The sequence below is a fragment of the Lachnoclostridium sp. An14 genome, assembly GCF_002160755.1.
Classification (GTDB): Bacteria; Bacillota; Clostridia; order Lachnospirales; family Lachnospiraceae; genus Lachnoclostridium_A.
The window spans coordinates 14726-40172 of record NZ_NFLE01000011.1; the positions used below are offsets into that span (position 1 = coordinate 14726).

The 25447-nt window shown below is 51.8% G+C and carries 24 protein-coding genes; 23 read left to right on the plus strand and 1 reads right to left on the minus strand.

The genetic code is table 11. The features are described from left to right. Nucleotides 1–49 precede the first annotated feature (49 nt). The 8 genes from B5E84_RS08000 (at nt 50) to B5E84_RS08035 (ending at nt 8630) form a co-directional block, all read left to right on the plus strand. Nucleotides 50–532, plus strand: coding sequence for a hypothetical protein (locus B5E84_RS08000; protein WP_087221595.1), 483 nt, complete (start codon nt 50–52; stop codon nt 530–532). 11 nt (nt 533–543) lie between these two features. Further along, the gene (locus tag B5E84_RS08005; protein WP_087221597.1) at nt 544–762 is read left to right on the plus strand and encodes a hypothetical protein; all 219 of its coding nucleotides are present in this window, start codon (nt 544–546) and stop codon (nt 760–762) included. Further along, on the plus strand, nt 755–1075 hold the full coding sequence (locus B5E84_RS08010; RefSeq protein WP_087221599.1) for a hypothetical protein: 321 nt from the start codon (nt 755–757) through the stop codon (nt 1073–1075). Before B5E84_RS08005 ends, B5E84_RS08010 begins: the two co-directional genes overlap by 8 nt. Next, the gene (ligA, locus tag B5E84_RS08015) at nt 1075–3096 is read left to right on the plus strand and encodes an NAD-dependent DNA ligase LigA (RefSeq protein ID WP_087221601.1); all 2022 of its coding nucleotides are present in this window, start codon (nt 1075–1077) and stop codon (nt 3094–3096) included. The genes B5E84_RS08010 and ligA overlap by 1 nt, the downstream gene beginning before the upstream one ends. A gap of 79 nt (nt 3097–3175) precedes the next feature. Continuing rightward, a complete protein-coding gene (locus B5E84_RS08020) occupies nt 3176–3400 on the plus strand; it encodes a hypothetical protein (RefSeq protein WP_087221603.1) in 225 nt (74 codons plus the stop codon). 16 nt (nt 3401–3416) lie between these two features. Beyond that, nucleotides 3417–5534, plus strand: a complete 2118-nt coding sequence (locus B5E84_RS08025; protein ID WP_087221605.1) for a hypothetical protein — start codon at nt 3417–3419, stop codon at nt 5532–5534. Then, nucleotides 5531–8005 (plus strand): hypothetical protein, encoded by a 2475-nt coding sequence (locus tag B5E84_RS08030; RefSeq protein ID WP_087221607.1) that lies wholly within the window; start codon nt 5531–5533, stop codon nt 8003–8005. Before B5E84_RS08025 ends, B5E84_RS08030 begins: the two co-directional genes overlap by 4 nt. Next, entirely contained in the window at nt 7998–8630 is a 633-nt protein-coding gene (locus B5E84_RS08035; protein ID WP_087221609.1) for a hypothetical protein, read from the plus strand. Before B5E84_RS08030 ends, B5E84_RS08035 begins: the two co-directional genes overlap by 8 nt. A 265-nt stretch (nt 8631–8895) precedes the next feature. Here B5E84_RS08035 and B5E84_RS08040 read toward each other — a convergent pair whose 3' ends face one another. Beyond that, nucleotides 8896–10500 (minus strand): recombinase family protein, encoded by a 1605-nt coding sequence (locus tag B5E84_RS08040; RefSeq protein WP_242963324.1) that lies wholly within the window; start codon nt 10498–10500, stop codon nt 8896–8898. A gap of 77 nt (nt 10501–10577) precedes the next feature. On the opposite strand from B5E84_RS08040, the gene B5E84_RS08045 reads away from it, so the two are divergent. The 15 genes from B5E84_RS08045 to B5E84_RS08115 all read left to right on the plus strand — a co-directional run bounded on the left by B5E84_RS08045 (nt 10578) and on the right by B5E84_RS08115 (nt 25393). Then, on the plus strand, nt 10578–10796 hold the full coding sequence (locus tag B5E84_RS08045; RefSeq protein WP_058118389.1) for a hypothetical protein: 219 nt from the start codon (nt 10578–10580) through the stop codon (nt 10794–10796). A 128-nt stretch (nt 10797–10924) separates the two neighbouring features. Then, nucleotides 10925–11869 carry a DUF6017 domain-containing protein gene (locus B5E84_RS08050; protein WP_058118388.1) on the plus strand — a complete coding sequence of 315 codons (945 nt, stop codon included), beginning with the start codon at nt 10925–10927 and terminating at the stop codon, nt 11867–11869. A 36-nt stretch (nt 11870–11905) separates the two neighbouring features. Beyond that, complete coding sequence (locus tag B5E84_RS08055) at nt 11906–12379, plus strand: PcfB family protein (RefSeq protein ID WP_002604484.1); 474 nt, start codon at nt 11906–11908, stop codon at nt 12377–12379. Next, nucleotides 12376–14160, plus strand: a complete 1785-nt coding sequence (locus B5E84_RS08060; protein ID WP_087221611.1) for a VirD4-like conjugal transfer protein, CD1115 family — start codon at nt 12376–12378, stop codon at nt 14158–14160. Before B5E84_RS08055 ends, B5E84_RS08060 begins: the two co-directional genes overlap by 4 nt. 63 nt (nt 14161–14223) lie before the next feature. Continuing rightward, the gene (locus B5E84_RS08065; RefSeq protein ID WP_003508243.1) at nt 14224–14439 is read left to right on the plus strand and encodes a Maff2 family mobile element protein; all 216 of its coding nucleotides are present in this window, start codon (nt 14224–14226) and stop codon (nt 14437–14439) included. 82 nt (nt 14440–14521) lie between these two features. Continuing rightward, a complete protein-coding gene (locus B5E84_RS08070) occupies nt 14522–15373 on the plus strand; it encodes a VirB6/TrbL-like conjugal transfer protein, CD1112 family (protein WP_003431220.1) in 852 nt (283 codons plus the stop codon). Between the two features lie 16 nt (nt 15374–15389). Beyond that, nucleotides 15390–16286 carry a radical SAM protein gene (locus B5E84_RS08075; protein WP_171898515.1) on the plus strand — a complete coding sequence of 299 codons (897 nt, stop codon included), beginning with the start codon at nt 15390–15392 and terminating at the stop codon, nt 16284–16286. 1 nt (nt 16287) lies between these two features. After that, nucleotides 16288–16680, plus strand: coding sequence for a PrgI family protein (locus tag B5E84_RS08080; protein ID WP_006774460.1), 393 nt, complete (start codon nt 16288–16290; stop codon nt 16678–16680). Then, nucleotides 16640–19036 (plus strand): VirB4-like conjugal transfer ATPase, CD1110 family, encoded by a 2397-nt coding sequence (locus tag B5E84_RS08085; RefSeq protein ID WP_087221613.1) that lies wholly within the window; start codon nt 16640–16642, stop codon nt 19034–19036. The genes B5E84_RS08080 and B5E84_RS08085 overlap by 41 nt, the downstream gene beginning before the upstream one ends. Continuing rightward, nucleotides 19033–19989, plus strand: coding sequence for a DNA-methyltransferase (locus tag B5E84_RS08090; protein WP_044942460.1), 957 nt, complete (start codon nt 19033–19035; stop codon nt 19987–19989). The genes B5E84_RS08085 and B5E84_RS08090 overlap by 4 nt, the downstream gene beginning before the upstream one ends. Beyond that, nucleotides 19986–21953 (plus strand): C40 family peptidase, encoded by a 1968-nt coding sequence (locus tag B5E84_RS08095; RefSeq protein WP_044942463.1) that lies wholly within the window; start codon nt 19986–19988, stop codon nt 21951–21953. The genes B5E84_RS08090 and B5E84_RS08095 overlap by 4 nt, the downstream gene beginning before the upstream one ends. 21 nt (nt 21954–21974) lie before the next feature. Continuing rightward, nucleotides 21975–22241, plus strand: a complete 267-nt coding sequence (locus B5E84_RS08100; protein ID WP_003508256.1) for a DUF4315 family protein — start codon at nt 21975–21977, stop codon at nt 22239–22241. Further along, nucleotides 22231–22956: a DUF4366 domain-containing protein gene (locus tag B5E84_RS08105; RefSeq protein ID WP_044942466.1), complete on the plus strand. Its 726-nt coding sequence runs from the start codon at nt 22231–22233 to the stop codon at nt 22954–22956. Before B5E84_RS08100 ends, B5E84_RS08105 begins: the two co-directional genes overlap by 11 nt. Then, complete coding sequence (locus B5E84_RS08110; protein ID WP_044942468.1) at nt 22953–25028, plus strand: type IA DNA topoisomerase; 2076 nt, start codon at nt 22953–22955, stop codon at nt 25026–25028. The genes B5E84_RS08105 and B5E84_RS08110 overlap by 4 nt, the downstream gene beginning before the upstream one ends. Beyond that, nucleotides 25025–25393, plus strand: coding sequence for a cysteine-rich VLP domain-containing protein (locus B5E84_RS08115; RefSeq protein ID WP_002584962.1), 369 nt, complete (start codon nt 25025–25027; stop codon nt 25391–25393). Before B5E84_RS08110 ends, B5E84_RS08115 begins: the two co-directional genes overlap by 4 nt. Nucleotides 25394–25447 lie beyond the last annotated feature (54 nt).

A 25447-nucleotide genomic window follows, 5' to 3' on the forward strand; every position in this document is an offset into this window, starting at 1 on the left:
GGGCGTCCTTTGGGGCGTCCGGCCCACTTTTATAGAATGGAGGTCCCTGATGGGGAAAAAAGGATTTGAGTATGAGATACGCGGTTACAGATATGCGCCTGAGAGTTTCCGTGCTTTTAAAGGGCTGCCGGGACAGAAAATGGAGCAGATCCCATTGTCAGACGAACAGCGTCAGAAGATGGGCTATCTCTGCCTGACCCAAGGCGGCAAAGCCGGCATGGCCTATGTAAAACGCATCGAGCGGGAACGGGCGCGAAAATGCCATTACTACAAAACCTATGGCTTTTTTCTCAAAGACGAACCGCACAGGTATGTGTATTGCCCCAGCCTTTGGTGCAGGGAGAGCGATACTCCAGAGGCACGACTGGATATCCTGCGCCTCTATCGGGAGCATCTGGCCCAGACCGGCGGGCGTATCGAACAGAGTACGCAATGTGAGTTTGACGAACATTTCCGCCCAGTTCATGTGCGGAAAAATTATGTGGTTGCCGATTTGAGCCGGCCGCTTGTGGTCTGGCTCTATGCGGCGTGAAAGGAGAGAAAATGAAACAGCTTGGCAATTTGGCTGTGGTCTGCGCCCAGCGCCCTGATGTGCTGATGCAGATTTATGGCAGCGAGGTAAGCGTTCATGTGAGAGAAGGGCCGGAACGGGCCGTCTTCTCCACAAAATGGGATGATGATGAGGCGATCCAGCACATCATCCGGGAACTGAATTTTGGCCGGTATGCCCCGGACAGGGAAAGGATGGTGCGGCATGATTAAAAACCTGAACCAGCTCAAACGCGCTCTTCGGCCTGGTATTCGTCTGGAAGTCACCGGCCATTGCCGCCCTTCCTGTATCGGGCAGCTGCGGGAAGTCACATGGGTCAACACCCAGGGCTTCTACACCAAGATACTGACCCCGCCTGATCCCCGGATCAATGCGGCAAATGACGGGCGCGGTTCCCTCATTTGGTGGGGGCCGGCCGGCACATGGGAATTTGAGGACGGCGTATGCAGTTCTTATACTTACGGCAAACATACGGCGGAGGCACTGATTATGGCCTTTCGCGTTTTAGAAAAGGAGGCGGCCTGATGGACCAGAATTTGTTAATGAAGCAGCGGGAGCTGAACGACCGGCTCAACCGCTACCGGAATGAGTATTACAATCTCAACAGCCCCAGCGTCAGCGATGCGGTCTATGACCGATTGTTTGAGGAGCTGCAGGACCTGGAAAGTGCAACGGGCGTCCAGATGTCAAATTCGCCCACCAATACCGTGGGATACCCGGCGGTCAGCAAACTGGAAAAAACAAATCACTCGATTCCGCTGCTGTCTCTGGATAAAGTGAAGAATGCGGAGGATTTGTGCCGCTTTATGGGAGAGCATCAGGTGATGTTCATGCTCAAGTTGGACGGCCTTACCATCAAGCTGACCTATGAAGGGGGCAAATTGGTGGAGGCAGCTACCCGGGGCGACGGTGATGTGGGCGAAATCGTGACCCACAACACCCGCGCTATTGGCGGCATCCCCGAGAATATCCAATATGAAGACCGCCTGGTGGTCACCGGCGAGGCGTTCATCCGCCCCAGCGATTTTGAACAGCTGAAGACCACTCTGGTGGACAGCGATGGGAAACCCTACAAGAACGGCCGCAATCTGGCGGCCGGCTCAGTGCGCCTGTTTGACGCCGGGACCTGTCTGGGACGGCGACTGATGTTCATGCCGTTCAATGTGCTGGAGGGCATGGAGGAATTGCCTCGCAAGTCGGAGCGCCTCAAGGCGCTGCGGCCGCTGGGCTTTCTGCCCTGCAAGTACATGGTCACCAAGCGCCCTTTGACGCAGAAGGAAACCGAGGACGGTATCCGTCAGCTCAAGGAGTATGCGGCGGACGCTGATATTCCCATCGACGGTATCGTTATTACTTACAACGACATCGCGCTGTCCAAAAGCTGCGGGCGCACGGGCCATCACTACAAGGACGGCCTTGCCTTCAAATTTGAGGATGATTTGTTCCAGACAAAGCTCCAGACGATTGAATGGACGCCCGGCCGCACCGGCGAGATTGCCCCGGTTGCCATTTTTGAGCCGGTGGAGATCGACGGATGCGAAGTGTCCAGAGCCAGCCTGCACAACCTGTCCTTCATTGAGGATCTGGAATTGGCGCCGGGCTGCCGTATCCTGGTGAGCAAACGAAACATGATCATTCCCCATGTGGAGGAAAACCTGGACCGGGGCAATTTTTCTATGGATGCCGTGATCCCGCACCAGTGCCCCTGCTGCGGAGAGCCGACCAGAATCCACGAAACCAGTGGCCGCGGTGAAAACGGTGAGGAACGGGTCATCAAGACCCTGTTCTGCGACAACGCCGCCTGCGAGACCCGGCGCCTTAAACAATTCGTCCATTTTGTGAGCAAAAAGGCCATGAACATTGAGGGACTGTCGGAAGGAACGCTGGAAAAGCTGATTGGCCGCGGCTGGATTCACAGCTATCTGGACATTTACCGCCTGGACCAGCATAGGGACGAGATCATCCGAATGGAAGGCTTTGGCGAAAAATCCTGGCAGCGTCTTTGGGACGCCATCCAGCAGAGCCGCAGCACGACATTCGAGCGGTATGTTATCGCTATGGACATCCCGATGATTGGCAATACCGCCAGCAGAGCACTTTGCCGGGAATTTCACGGCAGTCTGGATGAATTCCGGGATGCCGTCTATGGAGGCTATGACTTCCGGCAGCTCCCGGACTTTGGGGAGACGCTGCACAACAACATTCAGGAATGGTTCAACGAGGAAGAAAATTTCTGTATTTGGGAGGAATTGCAGCTGATGATGAACATTCAGAAACCGGTGGAGGCCAACAACCAGACTATCAACAGGGACAATTCTTTTTCCGGAAAGACCATTGTGGTCACGGGAAAGGTCGAGCCTTACACCCGCAACGAGATGAACAGCCTGATCGCCTCATTGGGGGCAGTGGCCGGCAGTTCGGTGACCCGCAAGACCGATTATCTGGTCTGCGGCGAGAAAGCCGGCAGCAAGCTGTCCAAGGCGCGGGAACTGGGTATCCCGGTGCTGACGCCGGAAGAATTTTTCTGCATGGCCGGTGTGGCTTAACACGCCGGGTCATCAGAGTTTGACAATGGGGAGAGGGCGATCTGCGCCCTCTCCCTATATTTTTATGGAGGAACACCATATGGAAAGAAAGTATTTCATCCCTGTTGTCAATCGCGTTTACACCAACCGCAATGACAGGCAATACCGCTGCACCGGCGTTGTAGAGAGCAGCCGCCCGTGGGAAACGGTAGCCTATTTCACAAGGCTGTCCGACGGCTGGAGCCTGACTGCGCACGGACCGCAAATTTACGAAGATGGGACGATTGAATGGAACTATTCTACCGGCGGGCATTGGCCGCAGTGAAAAGGAGGGAAATATTGTGACCCAAGAAATTATACCTGCATACAGCACCTTCCAGAAGGACATAGATCTTACGCTGTATCACGCCTTTTCTGAATTGGTCGTACAGACAGCCCAGGACGGTGAGGCGAGAATCCTTTACCGTCAGCTGGAAGCGAGACAAATCTGGCAGGAAGATCAGAATGTTTCCAGCTATTTTGAAGCTTACAGCCTGCGCTATCCCGGCGAAGTGCTGGAACGCTTCGAGGAAAAACTGGGGACAGACATACGCATCCTGCGCGCGCTGGCGCTGGCCCTGGGCTACACCCGCCGATGCCAGGCCGACACAATGTTTGTGGGCAATCAGCGGAACGATTTTATTCAAAAACTTCGCAGGACCGCCGGGACGGATGTTTACCTGCAAGGTGCGCTCTATCTGCTGGAAACCGACGCTTTCCGGCGCCGCACGCGGCTGGATGAACTGGCCGCCAGGGAATACGCCAGGACGGAGGAGGCTCTGTTTGTGCTCTCCCTGTTTAATGATCCGGAGACCGGCTATCAGGCCATGCGGCCGCAGCTGACGCGGCTGTTTGGACCAGAAAGGACGATTTCTATGGCACGGGATTTCGGCGTGCTGGAATGGTTCATCCGTTTCTACGCTGAAGAGGCAAAACGCTATCGGGGAAAAAACGATCTGGTATTGCGGACGCTGATGAAGCTGCCCTACATGAACATGAAGCCGGACAGCCGGGAATTTTCGGTTTTGCATACTGCCGGGTACAGCATGGAAGAGATCACAATGGCAAATTCCCTGGCGGTGTGGGCCGACCGGATACCGGACCGGCTCTCATCCAAAGGCATTGTGGCGGAAAAGATCGCGGTGGCCTGCGTCCGAATGCTGCTGAACGGCCCGGATGGACAGCCGGAAGAGATCTATGCGTACATCAGCTGGCTGTTCCAGGTTTACAAGAAATTTGAGGTCAGGTACGAGGGATATCAGGATCTCTGGGCAGCCATCCAGACGGGGCTTGCACCCACAGCCCCCCAGACTATCCTCTGGATGAATCAAACAATTAAAAGACAGTTCCCTTATCGCTTCGATGTCTTCGACCCGCGATACGACATTCTGGCAAACGAGCTGAGTAATGAGGAATATGCGGAACTGTTTACCATGCAGATGCTCCGTTCCCGTGCGGCGATCCCGCTGCGGCGCTGGCTTACGCGGTATCAGGCCCTGACTGGTGTGGAGTATATTGAGTATTTTAACAAGCGCCATTGGCTTACGCTTCGCAGCTTTGTTTTGCTGGTGGAGCGAAAGGAGATCAATTTGTGGCAGTTTTTTGAGCAGCACAAGGGGGACGGGGCTCGTGCCCATCCTCTGGAGCTTTTAGAGGAATATGCGCTGAAAATCTCCAGCTGGCGGTGCTTTCGGTTCGCGCAAAAGCTGTTCAGCCAGTACACTTTCTCCCAGCTACAGGAAATTTTCGGAGATAACTTTTATTTCCACCAGAAGTTTGTCAAGAAGGAAAGCTATTATAACAAAAAAGTCCAATCATTCTCTATGGTCCGGCCATTCTTGACAGCGGAGCAGCACCGCCAGCTTTATGACTGGATCGATGCCTCGCTCTTTCAGACAGAGCCGGAATACTATGATTCGTTTGTCCTCTGTGCCCTGAAGGCCCCGGTGATCCAGCGCATCTATGACAAACCGCTGCTGGCGTCTGTGCTGCGGCAGCTTCTGACACACGATGCCTGCGGTGGCTACGAAGTAAATCAGTTAAAGGAGCGGTTCTATTCCAAGGAAGAAATGGAGGCCGACCGAAAAGCCACCGCCGAACAGGAAGAACAGGAAAAGGAACGCCAGTGGCAGCAGCAGGTCATGAAATGTCAGGAGAAACTGGCAAGTTGCTATAATGGCAGCGCGGAATCCCTGATCCAGTTCATGCACGGATATCATTTTGGTGAGATCAGGAAAGCTGCGCTGGGTATGGTCTATGAAAAATTGCTGGAATGGCCGGCAGGCTGCGCTCAGACCCTTGAGGCGGCGGAAATGTGGAAATTTTTTGAGCTGTGCGGAAGTCTTGTGATGTATGAGCCTCGGCCGCGCAGAGAGATATTGACAATGGTGCAAACCATCGTAGGAGGTGAAGCAGCATGACAAACACATTGAAACATTTAGCCCTGCTCGCCCGCATGGAGAGCAGCGGCCTGAAATTGGGATTGACGGGAAAATTCCCGGAGGATGCCCTGGACCAGACCTGCGAGCGGGTGGAGTCTTTTCAATTACAGAACAGGCTCCGCACCGGCAATGACAATGCGCAAATTCAGAAGGAACTTGTACGGACGCCGGAATTTGCGGCGCTCTACCATGCGCTGTGCAATGATGGGGTGGATGACCGGTCGATCACAAGTATGCTCCAGTCGGCTATAACCTGCGATGAGCAGTTGACGCAGTATCCCAAAGAACAAGTGCTGGCGGCAGCGGGAACGGATATCCCTTTGTCCCTGCGATTTTATTACATGAAATTCTACCTGCCGTTTATCAAGTATGAGGAAGAAGGAGAGGCCATCATTGACAACATCAATGCCTTCCCGGCCACAGAACGGGAGGAATTATCCGCATTGACGGACGCACAGAAGAACATGATGCGGCAGCCGTTTCTCGGCCCGTACCTGTTCAACTGGAACAACAATACGCGCGAGGCGCTGGAGCTGCTGGAACAGAACCAGCCTCTTCAGCGGGTCCTGACACTGCTCTACCGGCAGGGGGTGGCGCTTGATCTGAACGCGGCACGGCTCAAAGACCTTTGCTGGGTAGAGACGGCCGATGTGATGAAATTCCGCCGCCTGCTGGCCGCCTTTGAATATGATACCGAAGACCTCGATGCCTTTTTTGAGCGGTGGCTGGAAAATCATGCGGGGCAGTATGACCTTAACTGGTTTATCTCGCACACAGCGCCGCTGGACAAAGGACAGCGGCAGGAGATCCTGCGAAATGACCTGAGCTATCTCAACGCCCTGTACTCCGGGAGGCTCCATCTGGATTTCAGCTCTATCCGGCGCCATCAATTCCCTATCCTCACTTATGCAGTGCGGCATGGGAAGAAGCATTTTCTGGATCTGGTGAGTGAGCACAGCGAGCTGTTCCTTTCGCTGGGACGGTATGCGCTGCTGTTTGAGGATAAGTTCTGTGAACACTGCAACCTCAACAGCCTCACAGCCAGGAACCTGCAGGCGTGCGATACAGTAGAACGCGGCAGCAGCCATTTTGACCTGCTGGAAGACGGCAGGCAGTACACCTTTGAAGAGATGTGGCTGCTGTGGCAGCAGGATGAAATCTATGTCCGGCTCTACGCCATGCTGACGCCCCTTTCCGTGGACAGACGGCTGCTCACTTTGCGCCAGCTATTGAAGCATGGGCTGGTCAGCCACCACATGGAAGACCAGGAACTGGAACAGCTTGCCCGGTGTCTGCTGGAAAAGCCGTTCAGTGAGTGGTATCGAGGCGCTTTTGGACACATCCGCGGCCTGACCAGGAGGACGGCCATGTGGCTTCTGCGGAAATATGAGCAGCTGCGGGTATTTATCCCGGAGATGCAGTCCGAGGCGGACGCGATCTTTGCGCTCAACAACGGGGCGGTGATTGCCGGACAGAAAAACTGGACGCAGGTTCGTGCCGCTGTTTTGACGATGGATCGGGACTGGCTTGACCTGAAAGAAAGGTTTTCCATTACCGATGAATTTGTGGAGCAGCACAGGGAGCCGGTCACCAATTTCCTGCTGCGCGGCGGCAGTGCGATGGTGCGTGCTCTGTACGGCTACCTGCAGGGTGACGATAAGGCTATCGAGGCCCTGAGAAGGATCGTACAGGCCGAACTGATGGGCCAATTCTATGCGTTGAAATATTTTGCCGATGACCTGCAGAGGGAGATTCGCTATCCCATCAGCGAGGTGCAGGAGGCAGCATGGAAACGCAATCTCACGCTGGATAGGGGGCCGTTCTCTGCGGAAGAAGCGGATGATTTCTACTTTACGATGCAGTTAGGCGAACTGCCCCACAGCACCTGCCTCTCCTGCTGGACGGGAAACCAGAGGGACTGCCTGCTGGCAGACTTCGATTCCAACAAGAAGATGATCTTGATTCGGAAAGGTGAAGACATTGTGGGCCGCGCCTGCATCCGGCTGACAAAAGGGGCGTTTCAACGACCTGCGGACTTTAATTTTTCTTTTGCTGATCTGGCTCAAGTGCAGTCGGCGGATAAAAAGCGCGCTGCTGACGAAATGCTGGTTCTGTTTTTGGAGCGCATCTATACTTCCAGATTGAACGATGAAGAAGTGAAAACCGCAATGAAGCTGGCCGTTTCCCTGGTGACGCAGAAAGCGGCGGCCATCGGCGCCATCGCTGTGCTGGCGCGGCGCTATCTGGGCTGCTATGACCGCGATCAGTATGTTGGCAGCCAGTTCTATGTGTATATCTCAAAATCCAAAAACGGACAGCAGTATCTGGATTCAATGGGAGGCGCCGCGGTGACTTCCCACAAAGAGCAATATACGGGGGCTGTTTTCCTCGTAGAACACGCGGCGATGCGCACAGCAGCGCCGCAGAAGGAGGATGAATTTTATGAATGACCGTACTCTGGTAAAATTACGATGCAATAAGGAAATGTTGGATATTCGGACTGTATCCTGGACCCGAAAATCCCCCTACAGTTTTTCCATTTTGAGAAGCGAACTCCAGCAGCTGGAGCAACGGCCACAAAACCGGCTGATTTCCGGTGACTGCGGTTCCTTTGCCGTCCTGCGGCTGACGCAGAGGCCAGGTGACATGAAGATGCTGGAGATCCGGTTCACCTGGCTTCAGGAGATCGGCGCCGGTAAAGTACACGGCTGGCAGGAGAATATTCGGCTACCCTATGAGCCGTTCCATGTCTTTGTGGAAAATGGCGAGGATATGGATGGCGCAGAGTGGCACCACCTTTCCGTCCCGGAAATGCTCATGCCTCGTTATGAGTTCCACAGCCGGAAAAATCTCCATGAGGTTGCCCGGAGGCCCGTTCTCCGGCGCAAGCTGGGACGAGTCCTGGGGCGGCATTTTCAGTGGCGCGGCACAGAAAAGATCGTCATTTATGATGACGGGCTGCCGTACAGCTTCTTCTTTGAAGAATACACGCCTTATGGCAGAGGGATCTGCGGCGGCATCATCCTGCATGGCGCCGAGGACTTGGCAAAGGCCCAGTACAGCGTACATACCTAAACAGTACGCTGATTTCGTGTAACAAGCGCAGCGCCGCCGGGCAGAGGGATTTTCCTTCTGCCCGGCGGTTTTCTTATGGATGGGATTCGACTTCCTGCTCTTATGCTATATCGGCCAGATATTTTGCTTGTTGGGGCATATCCCACCTATTTCTCTTCGTGTTCACAATTTCCATGTTTCAAAAAGTTGCTTTCGCTGATACAATTAAAGAAAAGTATAGTAGTGATAGGGACACCCTAAGGGTGGAATGTAAGTCGGCGGTATTTCACGCCGACTTTTTACTTCTTCGGCTCTCACGTTTCGGCAATTCAACGGGCTTAGATGCTTCTTCGTGAGTCGCTTCTTCCGGCAGTTCCACGCTGCCTATGAAATTGTAGACGATTTCAATTTCCTGATGTTTTTTACCCTCGGCATCAATTTCTACTTCGTGAACAAGAATTTTTTCGATGAAGGTATTGAGCAGAGTTGGTGTCAGTTCCTCAAAAGAGGTGTGTTTCTTAACCAGCTTCATAAAGCGGTCAATGTTGATGGTCTTATCTGTCTTTTGGGTGATCTGTTCAGAAAGCTCCTTGATAGTCCCTTCCAGACCTTTTTGCTCTGCTTCGTAACCGGCTGACAACTTTGCAAAGCGTTCATCCGTCAACTGTCCTTTTATCTTATCTTCATAAAGGTGTTGGATAATGTTGTCCAGTTCGTCATATCGGTTCTGGCTGCTTTCCAGTTCCCGCTGCATTTCTGCCAATGCCCGCTTCTGCTCTCGCATAGAGCAGGATACCAACATCGTAACAAATTCTCGCTCATTCTCGGCAGCAAAATGTGTTACCCTGCGAAGATCATCGGTTACCAGCTTCTTCAGGTTTTTCACGCTGATGTGATGAGTAGTGCAGGGATTTACCCGTTTGCTATAGCCAGCACAAGTGTAATATTCATAGCTCTCCTTAATGCCAGACCCGCGATGATGGTACATTTTCGAGCCGCAGTCTGCACAGAACAGCAGACCAGAGAACAGTCCAACAGAGCCAATTTTGGTGTGTCGGCATTTACCCTTACGAATAGCCTGAACACGGTCGAATGTGTCCTGATCAATCAGGGCAGGATGTGTGTTCTTGAAAACCATCCGTTTGTCATCGCCATTGATAATGACCTTCTTGCTCTTGTACGACTTCTTAGTAGTCTTAAAATTGACCGTATGCCCCAGATACTCGACTCTTTCCAGAATGTTGCTGACGGTCTGATAAACCCATTTACAAGGAGCCTGCGGGCAGTAGCCTTGCTTATTCCCATATCGCCGGTAGTTAATTGTACCGGGGGTAGGAATATTTCTGGCAGTGAGAATATTCGCAATCTTTGTCGGGCCTAAACCTGACAGACATAACGCAAAAATCTCTTTTACAACAGGGCCGGTTTCTTCGTCAATCACCCAATTTCCTTCATCCCCCATAATATAACCATAAGGCGGGAGATGGGAAAGGCGTTTCCCGGACATTCCTTTGGCTTTTACCACCGCACGGATCTTCTTGCTGGTGTCACGGGCATACCATTCATTGAAAAGGTTTCGCAGAGGGGTGAAATCATTATCGCCCTTCTCGCTGTCTACCCCGTCGTTGATAGCAACGAAGTGTATATCCTTCTCAGGGAACAGCACTTCCGTGTACATTCCAACCTGAAGGTAATCGCGGCCGAAGCGGGACATATCTTTTACGACAACCATGTTGACATATCCGGCTTCAATATCGGCTAACATTTCCTGGAACCCAGGTCGGTTAAATAATGAGGTGTGATAGCGATAGCGGCAAAAAGCTAATAAAATCAATGGTTTTGCGGACAGCGGATAGACAGGGAATGTGTTAAAAACTGAATACGCACACAAGCGGCGTTACCTTAACCCCTTTTGGGGAGAAAGTAACGCCGTTTTTTTATGCCCGCAGGAAAGGAGGTACAGCCGGAATGTATTTCATAAAAGGCAAGCAGCGGGCATTTGAACTGCTCATGCAGCAGAAGCCGGGATTTGACCGCTATCAATCCGGTTGTGCCGGAGATGATGAAGATTGCGGCACTTGCCGTTTCTACCGCCCCGGGTGGAAATATGAGTTTTGCGTTTTCAAAGAGTGTCCCTATTGCCCCGGCAAAAGGACGCGGAAAACGCCCGCCAGCATGGACAAATAGACGGGCAAAAGCCCTTGTGTCATGCGGCTTTGCAGACGCGAAAACGGCAAAGGGCATATTGCAATACCAAAACAGCCGAAAACGGCTTTCTAATTGTCCACGCAGACCAAGAGAGGAAGTGAGGAAAAATGGCAGTTTTCAGAGTGGAGCGAAATACGGGATATACCGTTATGAGCAACCACCACTTGCGAAACAAGGAATTGTCCTTAAAAGCAAAAGGCTTGCTTTCGCAAATGCTGTCCTTGCCGGAGGATTGGGATTATACCCTTGCGGGCTTATCCCATATCAACCGGGAGAAGATCGACGCAATCCGCGAAGCGGTAAAGGAACTCGAAAAAGCCGGATATATCGTGCGCAGCCGGGAACGCGACGAAAAGGGACGCTTGCGGGGCGCGGATTACGTCATATACGAGCAGCCGCAGCCGCGAGAGCCGGAAGCAGCTACCAGCGTCGGACAGCCGCCTATATTGGATTTACCTGCGTTGGAAAATCCAACATTGGAAAATCCAACGTTGGAAAAACCTACGCAGGAAAAACCTACGTTGGAAAATCCAACGCAATTAAATAAAGATATATCAAGTAAAGAAAAATCAATTACTGATTTATCAAGTACCCATTCCTTTCCATTCCATTCCCTAAATCCCTTGCCCTTTGAGCAGGGCGAAGCGGCTTCGCCGCCGGAAAGGAAAAGAACGGAAGCGAAAAGCAATAGCGCAGTAGAGATTTACAGGGAGATTATCAAGGACAATATCGAGTATGACATTCTCATTCAAGACCCCAAAATGGACAAAGACCGCCTAAATGAGATTGTTGACCTCATGCTGGAAACCGTCTGCACAGCGCGAAAGACAATCCGTATTGCCGGGGACGACTACCCCGCCGAACTGGTGAAATCCAAATTTTTGAAGCTGAACAGCAGCCATATTGAGTTTGTTTTGGATTGCATGAGGGAGAACACAACCAAAGTGCGCAACATCAAGCAGTATCTAAAAGCGGTGCTGTTCAACGCGCCGAGTACCATTGACAGCTACTATACCGCCCTTGTCAATCACGACTTATACGGCGGCGAATGAGCATAGCCGCATTTTACCGGGAAAGGAGTTGATACCTTGCAGGAGGAAGTAACCCAAAAAACGATTGCCCTATACGTCAAAGTGGGAAAAGGCGCGGCGCGGCTTACCGAACAGGCGTTGCAGAAAGCAATCCAAAAGTTTTTGGAGCAGAAAAGCAAGCCCGCGCATGGGAAACAGACCATGCGGCAGCTTATGAAGCAGAACGCGGGTGTTTCCAACATCGAGATCACCGACAGCAATATTAAAGCCTTTGAGAGTACGGCGAAGAAATACAACATAGATTTTTCGCTGAAAAAGGTTAAGGGCGAGCAGACCCGCTACCTTGTGTTTTTCAAAGGCCGGGACGCAGACGTTATGACCGCAGCGTTTCAAGAGTTTTCCGCAAAGAAGCTGAACAGGGAGAAAAAGCCCTCTATCCGCAAAGCCCTTGCCGCTGCAAAGGACAAGGCAAAGCAGCTTAACGCCGCCCGCGACAAGGTAAAGAAAATGGACAGGGGGCGCGAGATATGAAGCAGATTAACTACAAAAAGCTAATACTTCCGAATATCCCCTATGTGTTCTTTGTCTATCTCTTTGATAAAGTCGGACAGGCGGTGCGGCTTGCCCCCGGCGCGGATATTTCCGCAAAGATACTGAATATCACGCAGGGATTTTCCGCAGCCTTTGAAAGTGCCTTGCCGAGCATTTACCCGCTGGATTTGCTTGTCGGCATTGTCGGCGCGGTGATTATCCGCTTGATTGTCTATGTCAAAGGGAAAAACGCGAAGAAATACCGCAAGGGCGCGGAGTACGGCTCTGCCCGATGGGGAAACGCCGAAGATATTAAGCCCTACATAGACCCGGAGTTTCAAAACAACATCATTTTGACACAGACGGAACGCCTTACCATGAACAGCCGCCCGAAGCAGCCGAAGTACGCAAGAAATAAGAACGTCGTCGTGATCGGCGGCAGCGGCAGCGGAAAAACAAGGTTTTTCGTCAAGCCGAATTTAATGCAGCTTCATTCCTCTTACGTCTTGACAGACCCGAAAGGTACGGTTTTGGTTGAGTGCGGGAAGCTGCTGCAACGGGCGGGCTACCGCATTAAGGTACTGAATACGATTAACTTCAAAAAATCTATGCACTACAACCCCTTTGTGTATATCCGCAGCGAGAAAGATATTTTGAAGCTGGTAAACACGTTGATAGCGAATACCAAAGGCGAGGGAGAAAAAAGTGCGGAGGATTTTTGGGTAAAAGCGGAAAGGTTATTGTATTGCGCATTGGTTGGCTACATCTGGTATGAAGCCCCCGCCGAGGAAATGAACTTTATTACCCTGTTGGAACTTATCAACGCCAGCGAAGCCCGCGAGGACGACGAGGAATATCAAAGCCCCGTCGATCTGCTGTTTGCCGACTTGGAAGAACGCGACCCCGACCATTTCGCGGTGAAGCAGTACCGAAAATATAAATTGGCGGCGGGCAAAACAGCAAAATCAATCCTCATTTCTTGCGGTGCGAGGCTTGCGCCTTTTGATATTAAGGAATTGCGCGATCTCATGTCCTACGACGAATTAGAACTTGACACGTTAGGCGACAGAAAGAGCGCACTTTTCCTCATAATGAGCGATACGGACAGCACGTTTAATTTTGTTATCGCTATGCTGCAATCGCAGCTTTTCAATTTGCTTTGCGACAAAGCGGACGACGAATATAACGGCAAATTGCCTGTTCACGTCCGCTTTTTGCTTGACGAGTTTGCGAACATCGGACAGATACCCCGATTTGATAAACTGATTGCCACAATCCGCAGCCGGGAAATGTCCGCTTCTATCATTCTGCAATCGCAGAGCCAGCTAAAAGCCATTTACAAGGACGCGGCAGAAATCATACTTGATAATGCCGACAGCACCTTGTTTTTGGGAGGACGTGGGAAAAATGCAAAGGATATTTCGGATAACTTGGGACGGGAAACAATTGACAGTTTCAACACTTCCGAAAATCGCGGCACGCAGGTTTCTCATGGACTTACTTATCAAAAATTAGGAAAGGAGTTGATGACACAGGACGAAATAGCAGTTATGGACGGTGGGAAATGTATTTTGCAGCTACGCGGTGTACGTCCCTTTTTAAGCGACAAATACGATATAACGAAACACCCGAACTACAAATACCTTTCCGACTTCGACAAGAAAAACGCTTTTGATGTGGAACGGTATATGTCTACCCGCCCGGCAATAGTAAAGCCCGATGAAGCCTTTGACATATACGAAATAGATTTGTCCGACGAGGACGCAGCCGCCGAGGAATAACGGCGGCATTTTCATTTTCAACAACATTTTTTGAGCCGCAAAGCGGCAGAAAGCGAGGTTTATATGGATTTCTTTAACAGCGCAGTTGGTGTATTGCAGACTTTGGTTATCGCGCTTGGCGCAGGTCTTGGCATTTGGGGGGCTATCAACCTCATGGAGGGTTACGGCAACGACAATCCGGGCGCAAAGAGCCAGGGCATGAAGCAGCTTATGGCGGGCGGTGGCGTCGCGTTGATCGGCGGCACCCTTGTTCCGCTTCTTTCCAAACTTTTTGGATAATGCCTAAAACAAATACCACCCGCCGCGCCCTCTCGGAAACGGGAGGGCGCGGGAAAGGAGGGATTAACTTTTGATATGGCAGATGATTGAAGATTGGTTTCGCGGCATTTTGACAGACGGGATTTTATCGAACCTCTCCGGCTTGTTTGACAGCGTAAATACAGAGGTTGGAGAAATTGCAACGCAAGTCGGCACGACCCCCGCCGGGTGGAACGCGGGCATATTCAACATGATACGCAGCCTTTCGGAAAACGTCATTGTACCGATTGCGGGCGTTATCATTACCTTTGTCATGTGTTATGAACTAATCCAGCTTGTAATTGAAAAAAACAATCTGCACGATCTCGACACTTGGATTTTTTTCAAATGGATTTTCAAAACCTTTGTTGCGGTGCTGCTGGTAACAAATACTTGGAATATCGTCATGGGAGTTTTTGACGTTACGCAGAGCGTCGTCAATCAGAGCGCGGGGGTTATCATATCCGATACAAGCATAGACGTTACCACTGTCATTACCGACATTGAAGCAAAACTCGACGCTATGAGCGTGGGCGGTCTTTTGGGGTTATGGTTTCAATCCCTCTTTGTAGGGCTTACCATGAAAGCCCTGTCAATCTGCATTATGCTTGTGGTGTATGGGCGCATGATTGAAATATATCTTGTAACGAGCGTTGCCCCTATCCCGATGGCAACAATGGTAAATCACGAATGGGGCAGCATGGGACAGAATTACTTAAAATCTTTGCTTGCGCTTGGTTTTCAAGCGTTTTTGATTTTGGTGTGTGTCGGCATTTATGCGGTGTTGATACAGACAATCGCAGCGACCGACGACATATCCGGCGCGATCTGGGCTTGCATGGGCTATACCGTCCTCTTGTGCTTTACCCTTTTCAAAACAGGGAGCCTTGCAAAGAGCGTCTTTTCGGCACATTAAGGGGGTGAGTTATGATTTGAAAATCGGCTTAATCGACGTTGACAGCCATAATTTCCCCAACCTCTGCTTGATGAAGCTATCCGCGTATCATAAAGCAAAGGGGCATACGGTGGAATGGTGGAACACAAAGGAGCGGTACGACCTTGTATATAAAAGCCGCGTCTTTACGGACACCTATTCCAAAGACACGATAACCGTTACCAACGCGGAACAGGTCATTTTCGGCGGTACGGGCTACGACACGAAAAACCGCTTGCCGCCGGAAGTGGAACACAGTTACCCGGATTATTCAATCTACCCGCAGTTTTTCGGGATTGCTTACGGCTTTTTAAGCCGGGGTTGTCCGAGAAATTGCGGGTTTTGCATTGTCAGCGGTAAAGAGGGACGCAAAAGCGTTAAGGTTGCGGATTTGTCCGAGTTTTGGAAATGGCAGCCGGAAATAAAAATCATGGACGCTAATCTGCTTGCCTGTCCCGACCATGAAAATCTCATTGAGCAGCTTATACGAAGCCGCGCATGGGTGGATTTTTCGCAAGGGCTGGATATTCGCCTTGTGAACAGGGATAATGTCAGCCTGTTAAATCGGGTACGGATAAAAGCGGTACATTTTGCATGGGATAATCCCGACGAGGACTTGACCGGGTATTTCCAACGTTTTTTGGATTTGACAGCTATTAAGAGCAGCCGCCAGCGGCGCGTGTATGTTCTTACCAACTACGGCAGCACTCACGAACAGGATTTATACCGCGTGAACACCTTGCGGGCTATGGGCTTTGACCCGTATGTGATGATTTACGAGCGTCCAACCGCCCCGCCTGTTACCCGCCATTTGCAACGGTGGGTAAACAACAAGCGGCTTTTCTATGCTGTTCCCCGCTTTGAAGATTACATTCCGGGCAGAAAGGAGGTTTGAAATGGCGTATGTAACCGTCCCAAAGGACTTAACAAAAATCAAAAGCAAGGTAATGTTCAACCTTACCAAACGACAGCTAATTTGTTTCAGCGCGGCGGTAGCAATCGGACTGCCGCTGTTCTTTTTGGTAAAAGGCAGCGTTGGAACGAGCGCAGCGGCATTGTGCATGGTGCTTGCCATGCTGCCTATGTTTTTGCTTGCCATGTACGAGAAAAACGGGCAACCGCTGGAAGTGATTATTCGGCAATTTGTGGAAGTGAAGTTTCTTCGCCCCAAAGAGCGACCTTATCAGACCAACAATTTTTATGCCGCCCTTGCGCGGCAAGAGCAATTAGATAAGGAGGTACGGGCGATTGTCAAAGGAAAAGAAAAACACCCAAAACGAAAAGCGTAAACTTTCCCGACAGGAAAGAAAACAGATAGATACCCTTATCCGACAGGCAAAGGGCGACGGGAAGCCCCATACGGCGCAGGACAGCATACCGTTTGAGCGAATGTATAAGGACGGGATTTGCCGCCTTGCAAACGGGCGGTATTCCAAGTGCATTGAGTTTGAGGATATAAATTATCAGCTTGCGCAGCCGGACGACAAAACCGCCATTTTTGAAGCCCTTTGCGATATGTATAACTCGTTCGACGCTTCTATCAGCGTGCAGCTTTCCCTAATCAGCCGCCATGCGAACAAGGACGATTTTAAGAACAGTATCACGATTGCACCGCAGAATGACGACTTCGACAGTATCAGAGCAGAATACACCGAAATGCTTAGGACGCAGCTTGAACGCGGAAACAACGGGCTTATCAAAACCAAGTTTCTCACCTTTACCGTTGAAGCAAAGGACATTAGATCGGCGCGGGCGCGTCTTGCCCGCATTGAAACGGACACCCTCAACCATTTTAAGGTGATCGGCGCGGCGGCGCGGGTATTGGACGGGAAACAGCGTCTTGAAGTGCTGCATGGGATTTTTCACCCGGACGGGGAACGCTTTAACTTTGCGTGGGAATGGCTACCCGCAAGTGGGCTTTCCGTCAAGGACTTTATCGCCCCGTCCTCTTTCCGATTTGGCGACGGGCGAATGTTTCAAATGGGCGGCAAGTTTGGTGCGGTTTCCTTTTTGCAGATCGTCGCGCCGGAACTCTCCGACCGTATGCTTGCCGACTTCATGGACGCGGAAAACGGGATTATCGTTAATCTGCACATTCAGAGTATCGACCACAACGAAGCAATCAAGACGATTAAGCGCAAGATCACCGACCTTGACCGCATGAAGATTGAGGAACAAAAGAAAGCAATCCGCAGCGGCTACGACATGGATATTATTCCGTCTGACCTTGCCACCTACGGCGGGGAAGCAAAAAACCTACTCCGCGATTTGCAGAGCCGCAACGAAAGAATGTTTCTGCTCACGCTGCTTGTCTTAAACCTTGCAGATACCAAGCAGAAATTGGATAACGAAGTATTTGGGGCGGCGGCAATCGCACAGAAATACAACTGCATTTTGACCCGCCTTGACTACCGGCAGGAACAGGGGCTTATGTCCTCTATCCCGTTGGGGGAAAACCTTATCCATATCCAGCGCGGCTTGACGACCAGCAGCACCGCCGTTTTCGTTCCCTTTACGGTGCAAGAGCTGTTCCAAAGCGGCGAAGCATTGTATTACGGCTTAAACGCCCTTTCCAACAACATGATTTTGTGCGACCGAAAGAAGCTGAAAAACCCCAACGGCTTGATACTCGGCACACCGGGCAGCGGCAAAAGTTTTTCTGCAAAACGCGAAATCACAAACGCTTTTCTTATCACGTCCGACGACATTATCATTTGCGACCCCGAAGCCGAATATTATCCCCTTGTCGGACGTTTGAAAGGACAGGTTATCAAGGTTTCGCAGAACAGCACGCAGTACATTAACCCTATGGATATTAACCTCAATTACAGCGAGGGCGACACGCCCATAGCCTTAAAGAGCGATTTTATCCTTTCCTTTTGTGAGTTGATTATGGGAGGTAAAAACGGGCTGGAAGCTGTTGAAAAGACCTTGATTGACCGCGCTGTTATCAGCGTGTACCGCAACTACCTTGCCGACCCGAAGCCTAAAAATATGCCGATTTTGGGCGACCTCTACGACGAAATCAAGAAGCAGCCGGAAAAGGAAGCGCAGCGTATCGCGGCGGCATTGGAACTCTATGTAAACGGCAGCTTGAACATTTTTAACCACAGGACAAACGTTGACATTCATAACCGCCTTGTCTGCTTTGATATTAAGGAACTCGGTACGCAGCTTAAAAAAGTCGGTATGCTTATCGTCCAAGACCAAGTATGGAACAGAGTAACGGTAAACCGCAGCGAGGGCAAGGCGACGCGGTATTACATCGACGAGTTTCATTTGCTGCTCAAAGAGGAACAGACCGCAGCGTACAGCGTTGAGATTTGGAAGCGTTTTAGAAAGTGGGGCGGTATTCCGACAGGTATCACCCAAAACGTGAAAGATTTGTTGTCGTCCCGCGAGGTGGAGAACATCTTTGAAAACTCGGACTTTGTGTATATGCTCAACCAAGCCCAGGGCGACAGGGAAATCCTTGCAAAGCAGCTTAACATTTCGCAGCAGCAAATGACCTATGTAACCCATTCCGAAGCGGGCGAGGGGCTTATTTTCTACGGCAACGTGATTTTGCCCTTTATTGACCGTTTCCCGCAAAATACAGAACTCTATCGCGTCATGACGACCAAACCCGGCGAGGTGTCGGCATGAGGATAGAAACGGACAAAATCTATTGCGGCGACAGCTTGCAGGTACTTCAAACCTTGCCGGATAACTGTATGGATTGTTGCGTAACGTCCCCGCCCTACTATGCTTTGCGCGATTACGGCACAGACGGGCAGATCGGGCGGGAAGCAACGCCGGAGGAATATGTTTCCCGCATTACGGCGGTTTTCCATGAGGTAAAGCGGGTGCTTACGCCGGAGGGTACTTGTTGGCTGAATATCGCGGACACTTATTGCGGCACAGGCAGCAAAGCCGACCACCAAGACCCGAAATACCCCAAAGGCAGGAACGGGCAGCAAGTGGCGGTAAACCACCGCGCCCCCGGCTGCAAGCCGAAAGACCTAATCGGTATTCCGTGGCTTGTAGCCCTTGCCTTGCGGGGCGACGGTTGGTATTTGCGCAGTTCTATCATTTGGCATAAGGGGAACCCCATGCCGGAAAGCACGCGGGACAGGCCGACCCGCTGCTATGAATATGTGTTTCTGCTTACCAAGTCAAAGAAGTATTTTTACGATTGGCAAGCGGTAGCCGAGCCGATAGCCCTCACAACGGCGGGTCGGCTGAAAAGCGGAGTTAGCAAAGGAAACAAGTATAACGTTACTGTTCCGGGGCAAAACCAACCGCAGAAAATCAACCGCCCCCGCGAAAAGGGCGCATACGCCGATGAGTTGATATGCCCCGTCCGCAGCCGCCGCAACGTTTGGCAGATCAACACAGCTTCCTATCGCGGCGGGCATTTCGCAGCTTTCCCGCCGAAACTTGCGGAAACGTGCATTTTGGCGGGCTGTCCCGTCGGCGGGATTGTCCTTGACCCGTTTTTAGGCAGCGGAACCACCGCAGCGGCGGCAAAAAGCCTTGACCGCCGCTATATTGGTATTGAGATCAACCCCGAATACTGTAACCTTGCGAAACAGCGGATTGGAGGTGAAAGCCCATGAGCAAGGAATGGAAAGCCCCGGACAAGGTAACGCAGAAAATGACCCGCGACGGTGCGGTTGCGGAAAACCTCACGACGGGCGAAACGTCCAGTATCAGCGAAAGGCCGCAGGAGGAAAACTATTCAGCCCCCGCAGGCGCGGCAGCGGAAAAGGTTGTGCAGCATATCGGCGCAGAGATTGAGCGACACGCAGCAAAAGGCGCGGAGAAAAAAGCCCTTGACGCGGCGCAGCCTAAAACCCATTCTTCCCGCTTGCAGTTTTCCGAAGCGGAACGGGCAACGCCGGACCTGCAAAAGGCAATCAAAAAATCCGATACGGCGGCTGACCGTTTAGACAAAGCGCGGGCAGCTATCCCCAAACAGACCAAAATCAAGAAAGAGCGCGTTTTTGACGAAGCCAAAGGCAAAGCAAAGACGCGCCTTGCTTTTGAAAAAACGGATAAGCCCCCAAACGGCAAGTTGCGTCATAACCCGTTATCCCGTCCGGCGCAGGAATTGGACGCCGCCGTACATGGAAAAATCTATGAGGTGGAGAAAGAAAACGTCGGTGTGGAAAGCGGACACAGGATAGAACTTGTGGGCGAGAAAGCGGGCGGCATGACGACGCGGGCAGTAAAACGCGGCATACGCAGCCATAAGCTGAAACCTTACCGGGCGGCGGCAGCAGCCGAGAAAAAGGCAGCAAAGGCAAACGCCGATTTTCTCTATCAAAAGGCGCTGCATGATAACCCCGCCCTTGCGCACTCTAACCCGATTTCCCGTTTTTGGCAAAAGCAGCGCATTAAAAAGCAGTATGCAAAGGCGTTGAAAACGGGCGGCAAGGTGAAAAAGACCGCCGAAGCCACCGCAAAGGCAGCAAAGAAAACGGCGCAGGAAACCAAACGGGCGACGTTCTTTGTCGTCCGGCATTGGAAAGGCTGTTTGATCGTGGGCGGGATTGCCTTTATCGTGCTTCTGTTTTTCGGCGGTTTGTCCTCTTGTTCCCTGTTCGGCGGCAACAGCGGAAGCGGCTTGATTGCGTCGTCCTATCTCTCCGAGGACGCGGATATTACAGGCGCAGAAAGCGCGTATGTCGCTATGGAAGCCGAGTTACAGGATATGCTGGATAACATCGAAAGCGAATACCCCGGCTATGACGAATACCGGGTAACGGCTGACGAGATCGAGCATGACCCGTATGTGCTAATCTCTATCCTCTCCGCTTGGCATGAGGGCGTGTTTACTCTCGATGAAGCGCAAAGCACCCTTGAAATGCTCTTTGATAAACAGTATATCTTGACGGTTACGGAGGAAGTCGAGGTACGCTACCGCACCGAAACGCGGACGGACAGCGAGGGCAACGAATACGACGTTGAAGTAGCCTATAACTATTACATTCTCAATGTGGATTTGGAAAACTTCAACCTCTCCCATGTTCCCGTTTACATTATGGGCGAGGAACAGCTATCCATGTACGCTATGTATATGTCGTCGCTTGGGAACAGACCCGACCTTTTCCCGCAATCCGGCTATATTTCAAAATACTATGAAAACCCGCCAGCGGATTATGAAATCCCGCCCGCCTATCTGGAAGATGAACAGTTTGCGCGGCTCATTGAGGAAGCGGAAAAGTATGTCGGTTTTCCTTATGTGTGGGGCGGCAGCAGCCCGGAAACCTCTTTTGATTGCAGCGGTTTTGTTAGCTATGTGCTGACGAACAGCGGCCTATACAATACGGGCAGACTTGGGGCACAGGGGCTTTACAACATTTCAACCCGCGTTTCCAACCCGCAGCCGGGGGATTTGGTTTTCTTTACGGGTACATACGACACACCGGGCGTATCTCATGTGGGTATCTACGTTGGCGAGGACGGGGACGGAAGCCCCGTCATGCTGCATTGTGGCGACCCGATACAATACGCAAAACTTGATACAAGCTATTGGCAATCCCATTTTTACGCCTATGGGCGGCTACATTACAACTGACTTTGAAAGGAGTTTATTTCTATGGCAAACACGAAACTTGACCGTATCGAACGGGATATTGAGAAAACGAGGGCGAAAATCCTTGAATACCAAAAAAGACTGAAAGACCTTGAAGCGCAGAAAATCGAGGAAGAAAATGCGCAGATCGTTCAAATGGTGAAAGCGGTACACCTTGACGGGGCGCAGCTTGCCGCGTTCCTCTCCGCTTACGCCAGCGGCGAAATTGCTTTGCCGCAGCCGGACGCAGACTATACCGACGAACAGGAGGAAACCGAAGATGAAGCATAAAAAACTGTTCCGCAGCGTTACCGCTTTGCTTGCCGCCCTTGTACTCATGGGCGGCTTTTCTGTTACCGCTTTTGCGGGCGGCGGTGACGTGAGCGACGAGCCGCCTACCCCCGTAACCGAAACCGAGCCGGAAGAAACGACGGGCGGCTATGAGCCGCAGCCTTTAACGCCGGAGGGCAACATGAGCCTTGTGGACGACATAACGGGCGAAGCGTCCGGCGATAAGCAGTTTATTACCGTCGTTACGAAAAACGGAAACTATTTTTACATCATCATTGACCGCGCCGAGGACGGAGAAAACACCGTCCATTTCCTCAATCAAGTTGATGAAAAAGACCTTTTGCAGCTTATGGAGGACGAACAGACCGAAGCCCCCGCTTGTAGCTGTACTGAAAAATGCGTTGCCGGAAGCGTCAACACCGATTGCCCCGTTTGCAGCGTCAATATGAGCGAGTGCGCGGGCAAGGAAGCCGAGCCGGAGCCGGAAGAAACCGAGCAGCCGGAGCCGGAGGAAGATAAAGGCGGCGGCATGGGCGGTGCTATTCTGCTTGTCGTGCTGCTTCTTGCCGCAGTAAGCGGCGGCGCGTTCTATTACTTTAAGATTATGAAGCCCAAAAAGGACGCGGCAAAAGGCAGCAGCAACCTTGACGATCTCGATTTTGACGAGGACGACGAGGAAGAATTAGAAACCGAGCAGGAGGACGAGGAAGTATGAAACTTGTAATTGCAGAGAAACCGAGCGTCGGGGCGGCGATTGCCGCCGTTATTGGCGCGAATGAAAAGCGCAGCGGATATTTTGAGGGCAGCGGCTACCTTGTGTCGTGGTGTATCGGGCATTTGATTAGCCTTGCAGACGCGGCAACCTACAACGAGCAGTACCGAAAATGGAAGTATGACGATCTCCCCATTGTCCCGCAGGATTGGCAGTTTACCGTTGCCAGCGGCAAGGAGCAGCAGTTTTCCGTACTCAAAGACCTTATGCAGCGCAGCGACGTTTCCGAGATTGTCAATGCGTGCGACAGCGGGCGCGAGGGAGAACTCATTTTTCGATTTGTCTACGAACAGGTAAATTGCCAAAAGCCCTTTTCCCGCCTTTGGATTAGCAGCATGGAAGAAAGCGCAATCCGCGAGGGCTTTTCAAACCTCAAAGACGGGCGCAGCTATGACAACCTCTATCAATCCGCGCTTTGCAGAGCAAAGGCAGATTGGCTTGTCGGGATTAACGCGACCCGCCTTTTCTCTATCCTCTATCACAAAACGCTGAATGTCGGCAGAGTGCAGACGCCCACCCTTACCATGCTGGTAAACCGCGACTATGCGATCAGCAGCTTTAAGAAAGAAAAATATCATGTTGTCCGTCTGGACGCGGGCGGTGTTTCGGCTTTGTCCGAAAGGCTGAACGAAGAAGCGGCGGCGCAGCAGATGAAAGCGGCTTGCGAGAAATCGCAAGCCGTTTGTACTTCCCTCAAAAAAGAGAAAAAGACCGTTGCACCGCCGAAGCTGTTTGACCTTACCGCGTTGCAGCGCGAAGCCAACCGCCTGTACGGGTTTACGGCGAAACAGACCCTTGATTATGCGCAAGCCCTCTACGAAAAGCGGCTTTTGACCTATCCCCGCACCGACAGCAAATATATCACTTCCGATATGCAGCGCAGCACAAAGGAACTCATTACCGGGCTTTGTTCGCTGCTTCCCTTTATGCGGGACGTGAAGCTGCAAGCAGACCTTACAAGGGTTTGCGACAACAGCAAAGTAACCGACCACCACGCTATTTTGCCGACAGCCGAGTTTTTGAAAACGGGCTTTTCTTCCCTTACCGACAGCGAAACAAAACTTATGACCCTTGTATGCGCGAAGCTGCTTTGCGCCGCAGCCGCGCCCTATGAATATGAAGCGGTTACGGCGGTTATCTCTTGCGGCGGTTATACCTTTACCGCAAAGGGAAAGACGACGCTTTGCGAGGGGTGGCGTGAGATTGAAAAGCTGTCCCGCGCCGCGTCCGAGGAACAGGACGAGGACGCAGAGCCGGAAACCGTTTTGCCGCCGCTTGCCGAGGGGCAGACCTTTGACAATCCGGCAGCGGAGATCTCCGAGCGTTACACGCAGCCCCCAAAGGCATTTACCGAAGATACGCTTCTGTCCGCTATGGAGAACGCGGGCAAGGAAGAAACGCCGGAGGACGCAGAGCGCAAAGGGTTAGGCACTACCGCAACGCGGGCGGGTATCATTGAAAAACTCATTAGCGCGGGCTTTGCCGAGCGCAAGGGCAAAAAGCTAATCCCCACAAAGGACGGGTATAACCTTGCCGCTATCCTGCCCGAAGTCCTTACGTCCCCGCAGCTTACGGCAGAATGGGAAACCCGCCTTACCGGGATTGCCAAAGGCAGCGACAGCCCGGACGATTTCATGCGCAGCATTGAGGAAATGACAGCGGGGCTTGTCAAGACCTATTCCGCGATTTCCGAGGATAAAGCGAAGCTGTTTACCCCGCAGCGGGAAGCAATCGGCACTTGCCCCCGTTGCGGCGCGGCGGTTTACGAGGGCAAGAAAAACTTTTACTGCTCCGACAGGGCTTGCAGCTTTGTGATGTGGAAGAATGACCGCTTTTTTGAGCAGCGCAAAAAGGCTTTCACAAAGGCGATTGCCGCCGCCCTTTTGAAAGACGGAAAGGTAAAAATCAAAGGTATGTACTCGACCAAGACGGGAAAGACCTTTGACGGAGTTGTGCTGCTTGCCGACACAGGCGGCAAGTATGTAAACTTCCGCGTCGAGCAGAACCGAAAATGATAAGGCTTGATGAAAAGCAATACCGCGCCGTAAAGAAAATGACCCGCGCCGCTTGTGCAAACAACGATTGCGGGAATTGTCTGCTGCTGGACGACGGGGAAACTTGCGTTTGTGTGCAGAGTATCAGCTATTCGCTGCTATGCCGCTATTTCCGCGAAGCGGTATTACCCGCCGACAGGCAGCTTTGCGAACAGATCACCCGCAGCGGGGAAACCGATTTGAAGCGTTGCGCGGTATGCGGCAGCACGTTTGCGGCGGGCAGCAACCGGGCGAAATACTGCCCCGATTGCGCGGCAAAGATACGCCGCAGACAGAAAGCCCAAAGCGAGAGAAACAGGCGTTTACGGATAAAAACAACTACATAGCAAGCACAGCAAACGAGTACCCGTTTGCGAGAAATGCCCGCGCTTCCCATAGAG

Bases quoted from the DNA above. Each gene is read 5' to 3' on its own strand.
- B5E84_RS08065 (WP_003508243.1), top strand. From the start codon at position 14,224: ATGGATTTCTTTAACAGCGCAGTTGGTGTATTGCAGACTTTGGTTATC.
- B5E84_RS08045 (WP_058118389.1), top strand. From the start codon at position 10,578: ATGTATTTCATAAAAGGCAAGCAGCGGGCATTTGAACTGCTCATGCAG.
- B5E84_RS08090 (WP_044942460.1), top strand. From the start codon at position 19,033: ATGAGGATAGAAACGGACAAAATCTATTGCGGCGACAGCTTGCAGGTA.
- ligA (WP_087221601.1), top strand. From the start codon at position 1,075: ATGGACCAGAATTTGTTAATGAAGCAGCGGGAGCTGAACGACCGGCTC.
- B5E84_RS08010 (WP_087221599.1), top strand. From the start codon at position 755: ATGATTAAAAACCTGAACCAGCTCAAACGCGCTCTTCGGCCTGGTATT.
- B5E84_RS08050 (WP_058118388.1), top strand. From the start codon at position 10,925: ATGGCAGTTTTCAGAGTGGAGCGAAATACGGGATATACCGTTATGAGC.
- B5E84_RS08020 (WP_087221603.1), top strand. From the start codon at position 3,176: ATGGAAAGAAAGTATTTCATCCCTGTTGTCAATCGCGTTTACACCAAC.
- B5E84_RS08100 (WP_003508256.1), top strand. From the start codon at position 21,975: ATGGCAAACACGAAACTTGACCGTATCGAACGGGATATTGAGAAAACG.
- B5E84_RS08105 (WP_044942466.1), top strand. From the start codon at position 22,231: ATGAAGCATAAAAAACTGTTCCGCAGCGTTACCGCTTTGCTTGCCGCC.
- B5E84_RS08030 (WP_087221607.1), top strand. From the start codon at position 5,531: ATGACAAACACATTGAAACATTTAGCCCTGCTCGCCCGCATGGAGAGC.
- B5E84_RS08080 (WP_006774460.1), top strand. From the start codon at position 16,288: ATGGCGTATGTAACCGTCCCAAAGGACTTAACAAAAATCAAAAGCAAG.
- B5E84_RS08095 (WP_044942463.1), top strand. From the start codon at position 19,986: ATGAGCAAGGAATGGAAAGCCCCGGACAAGGTAACGCAGAAAATGACC.
- B5E84_RS08060 (WP_087221611.1), top strand. From the start codon at position 12,376: ATGAAGCAGATTAACTACAAAAAGCTAATACTTCCGAATATCCCCTAT.
- B5E84_RS08000 (WP_087221595.1), top strand. From the start codon at position 50: ATGGGGAAAAAAGGATTTGAGTATGAGATACGCGGTTACAGATATGCG.
- B5E84_RS08005 (WP_087221597.1), top strand. From the start codon at position 544: ATGAAACAGCTTGGCAATTTGGCTGTGGTCTGCGCCCAGCGCCCTGAT.
- B5E84_RS08110 (WP_044942468.1), top strand. From the start codon at position 22,953: ATGAAACTTGTAATTGCAGAGAAACCGAGCGTCGGGGCGGCGATTGCC.
- B5E84_RS08115 (WP_002584962.1), top strand. From the start codon at position 25,025: ATGATAAGGCTTGATGAAAAGCAATACCGCGCCGTAAAGAAAATGACC.
- B5E84_RS08035 (WP_087221609.1), top strand. From the start codon at position 7,998: ATGAATGACCGTACTCTGGTAAAATTACGATGCAATAAGGAAATGTTG.
- B5E84_RS08070 (WP_003431220.1), top strand. From the start codon at position 14,522: ATGATTGAAGATTGGTTTCGCGGCATTTTGACAGACGGGATTTTATCG.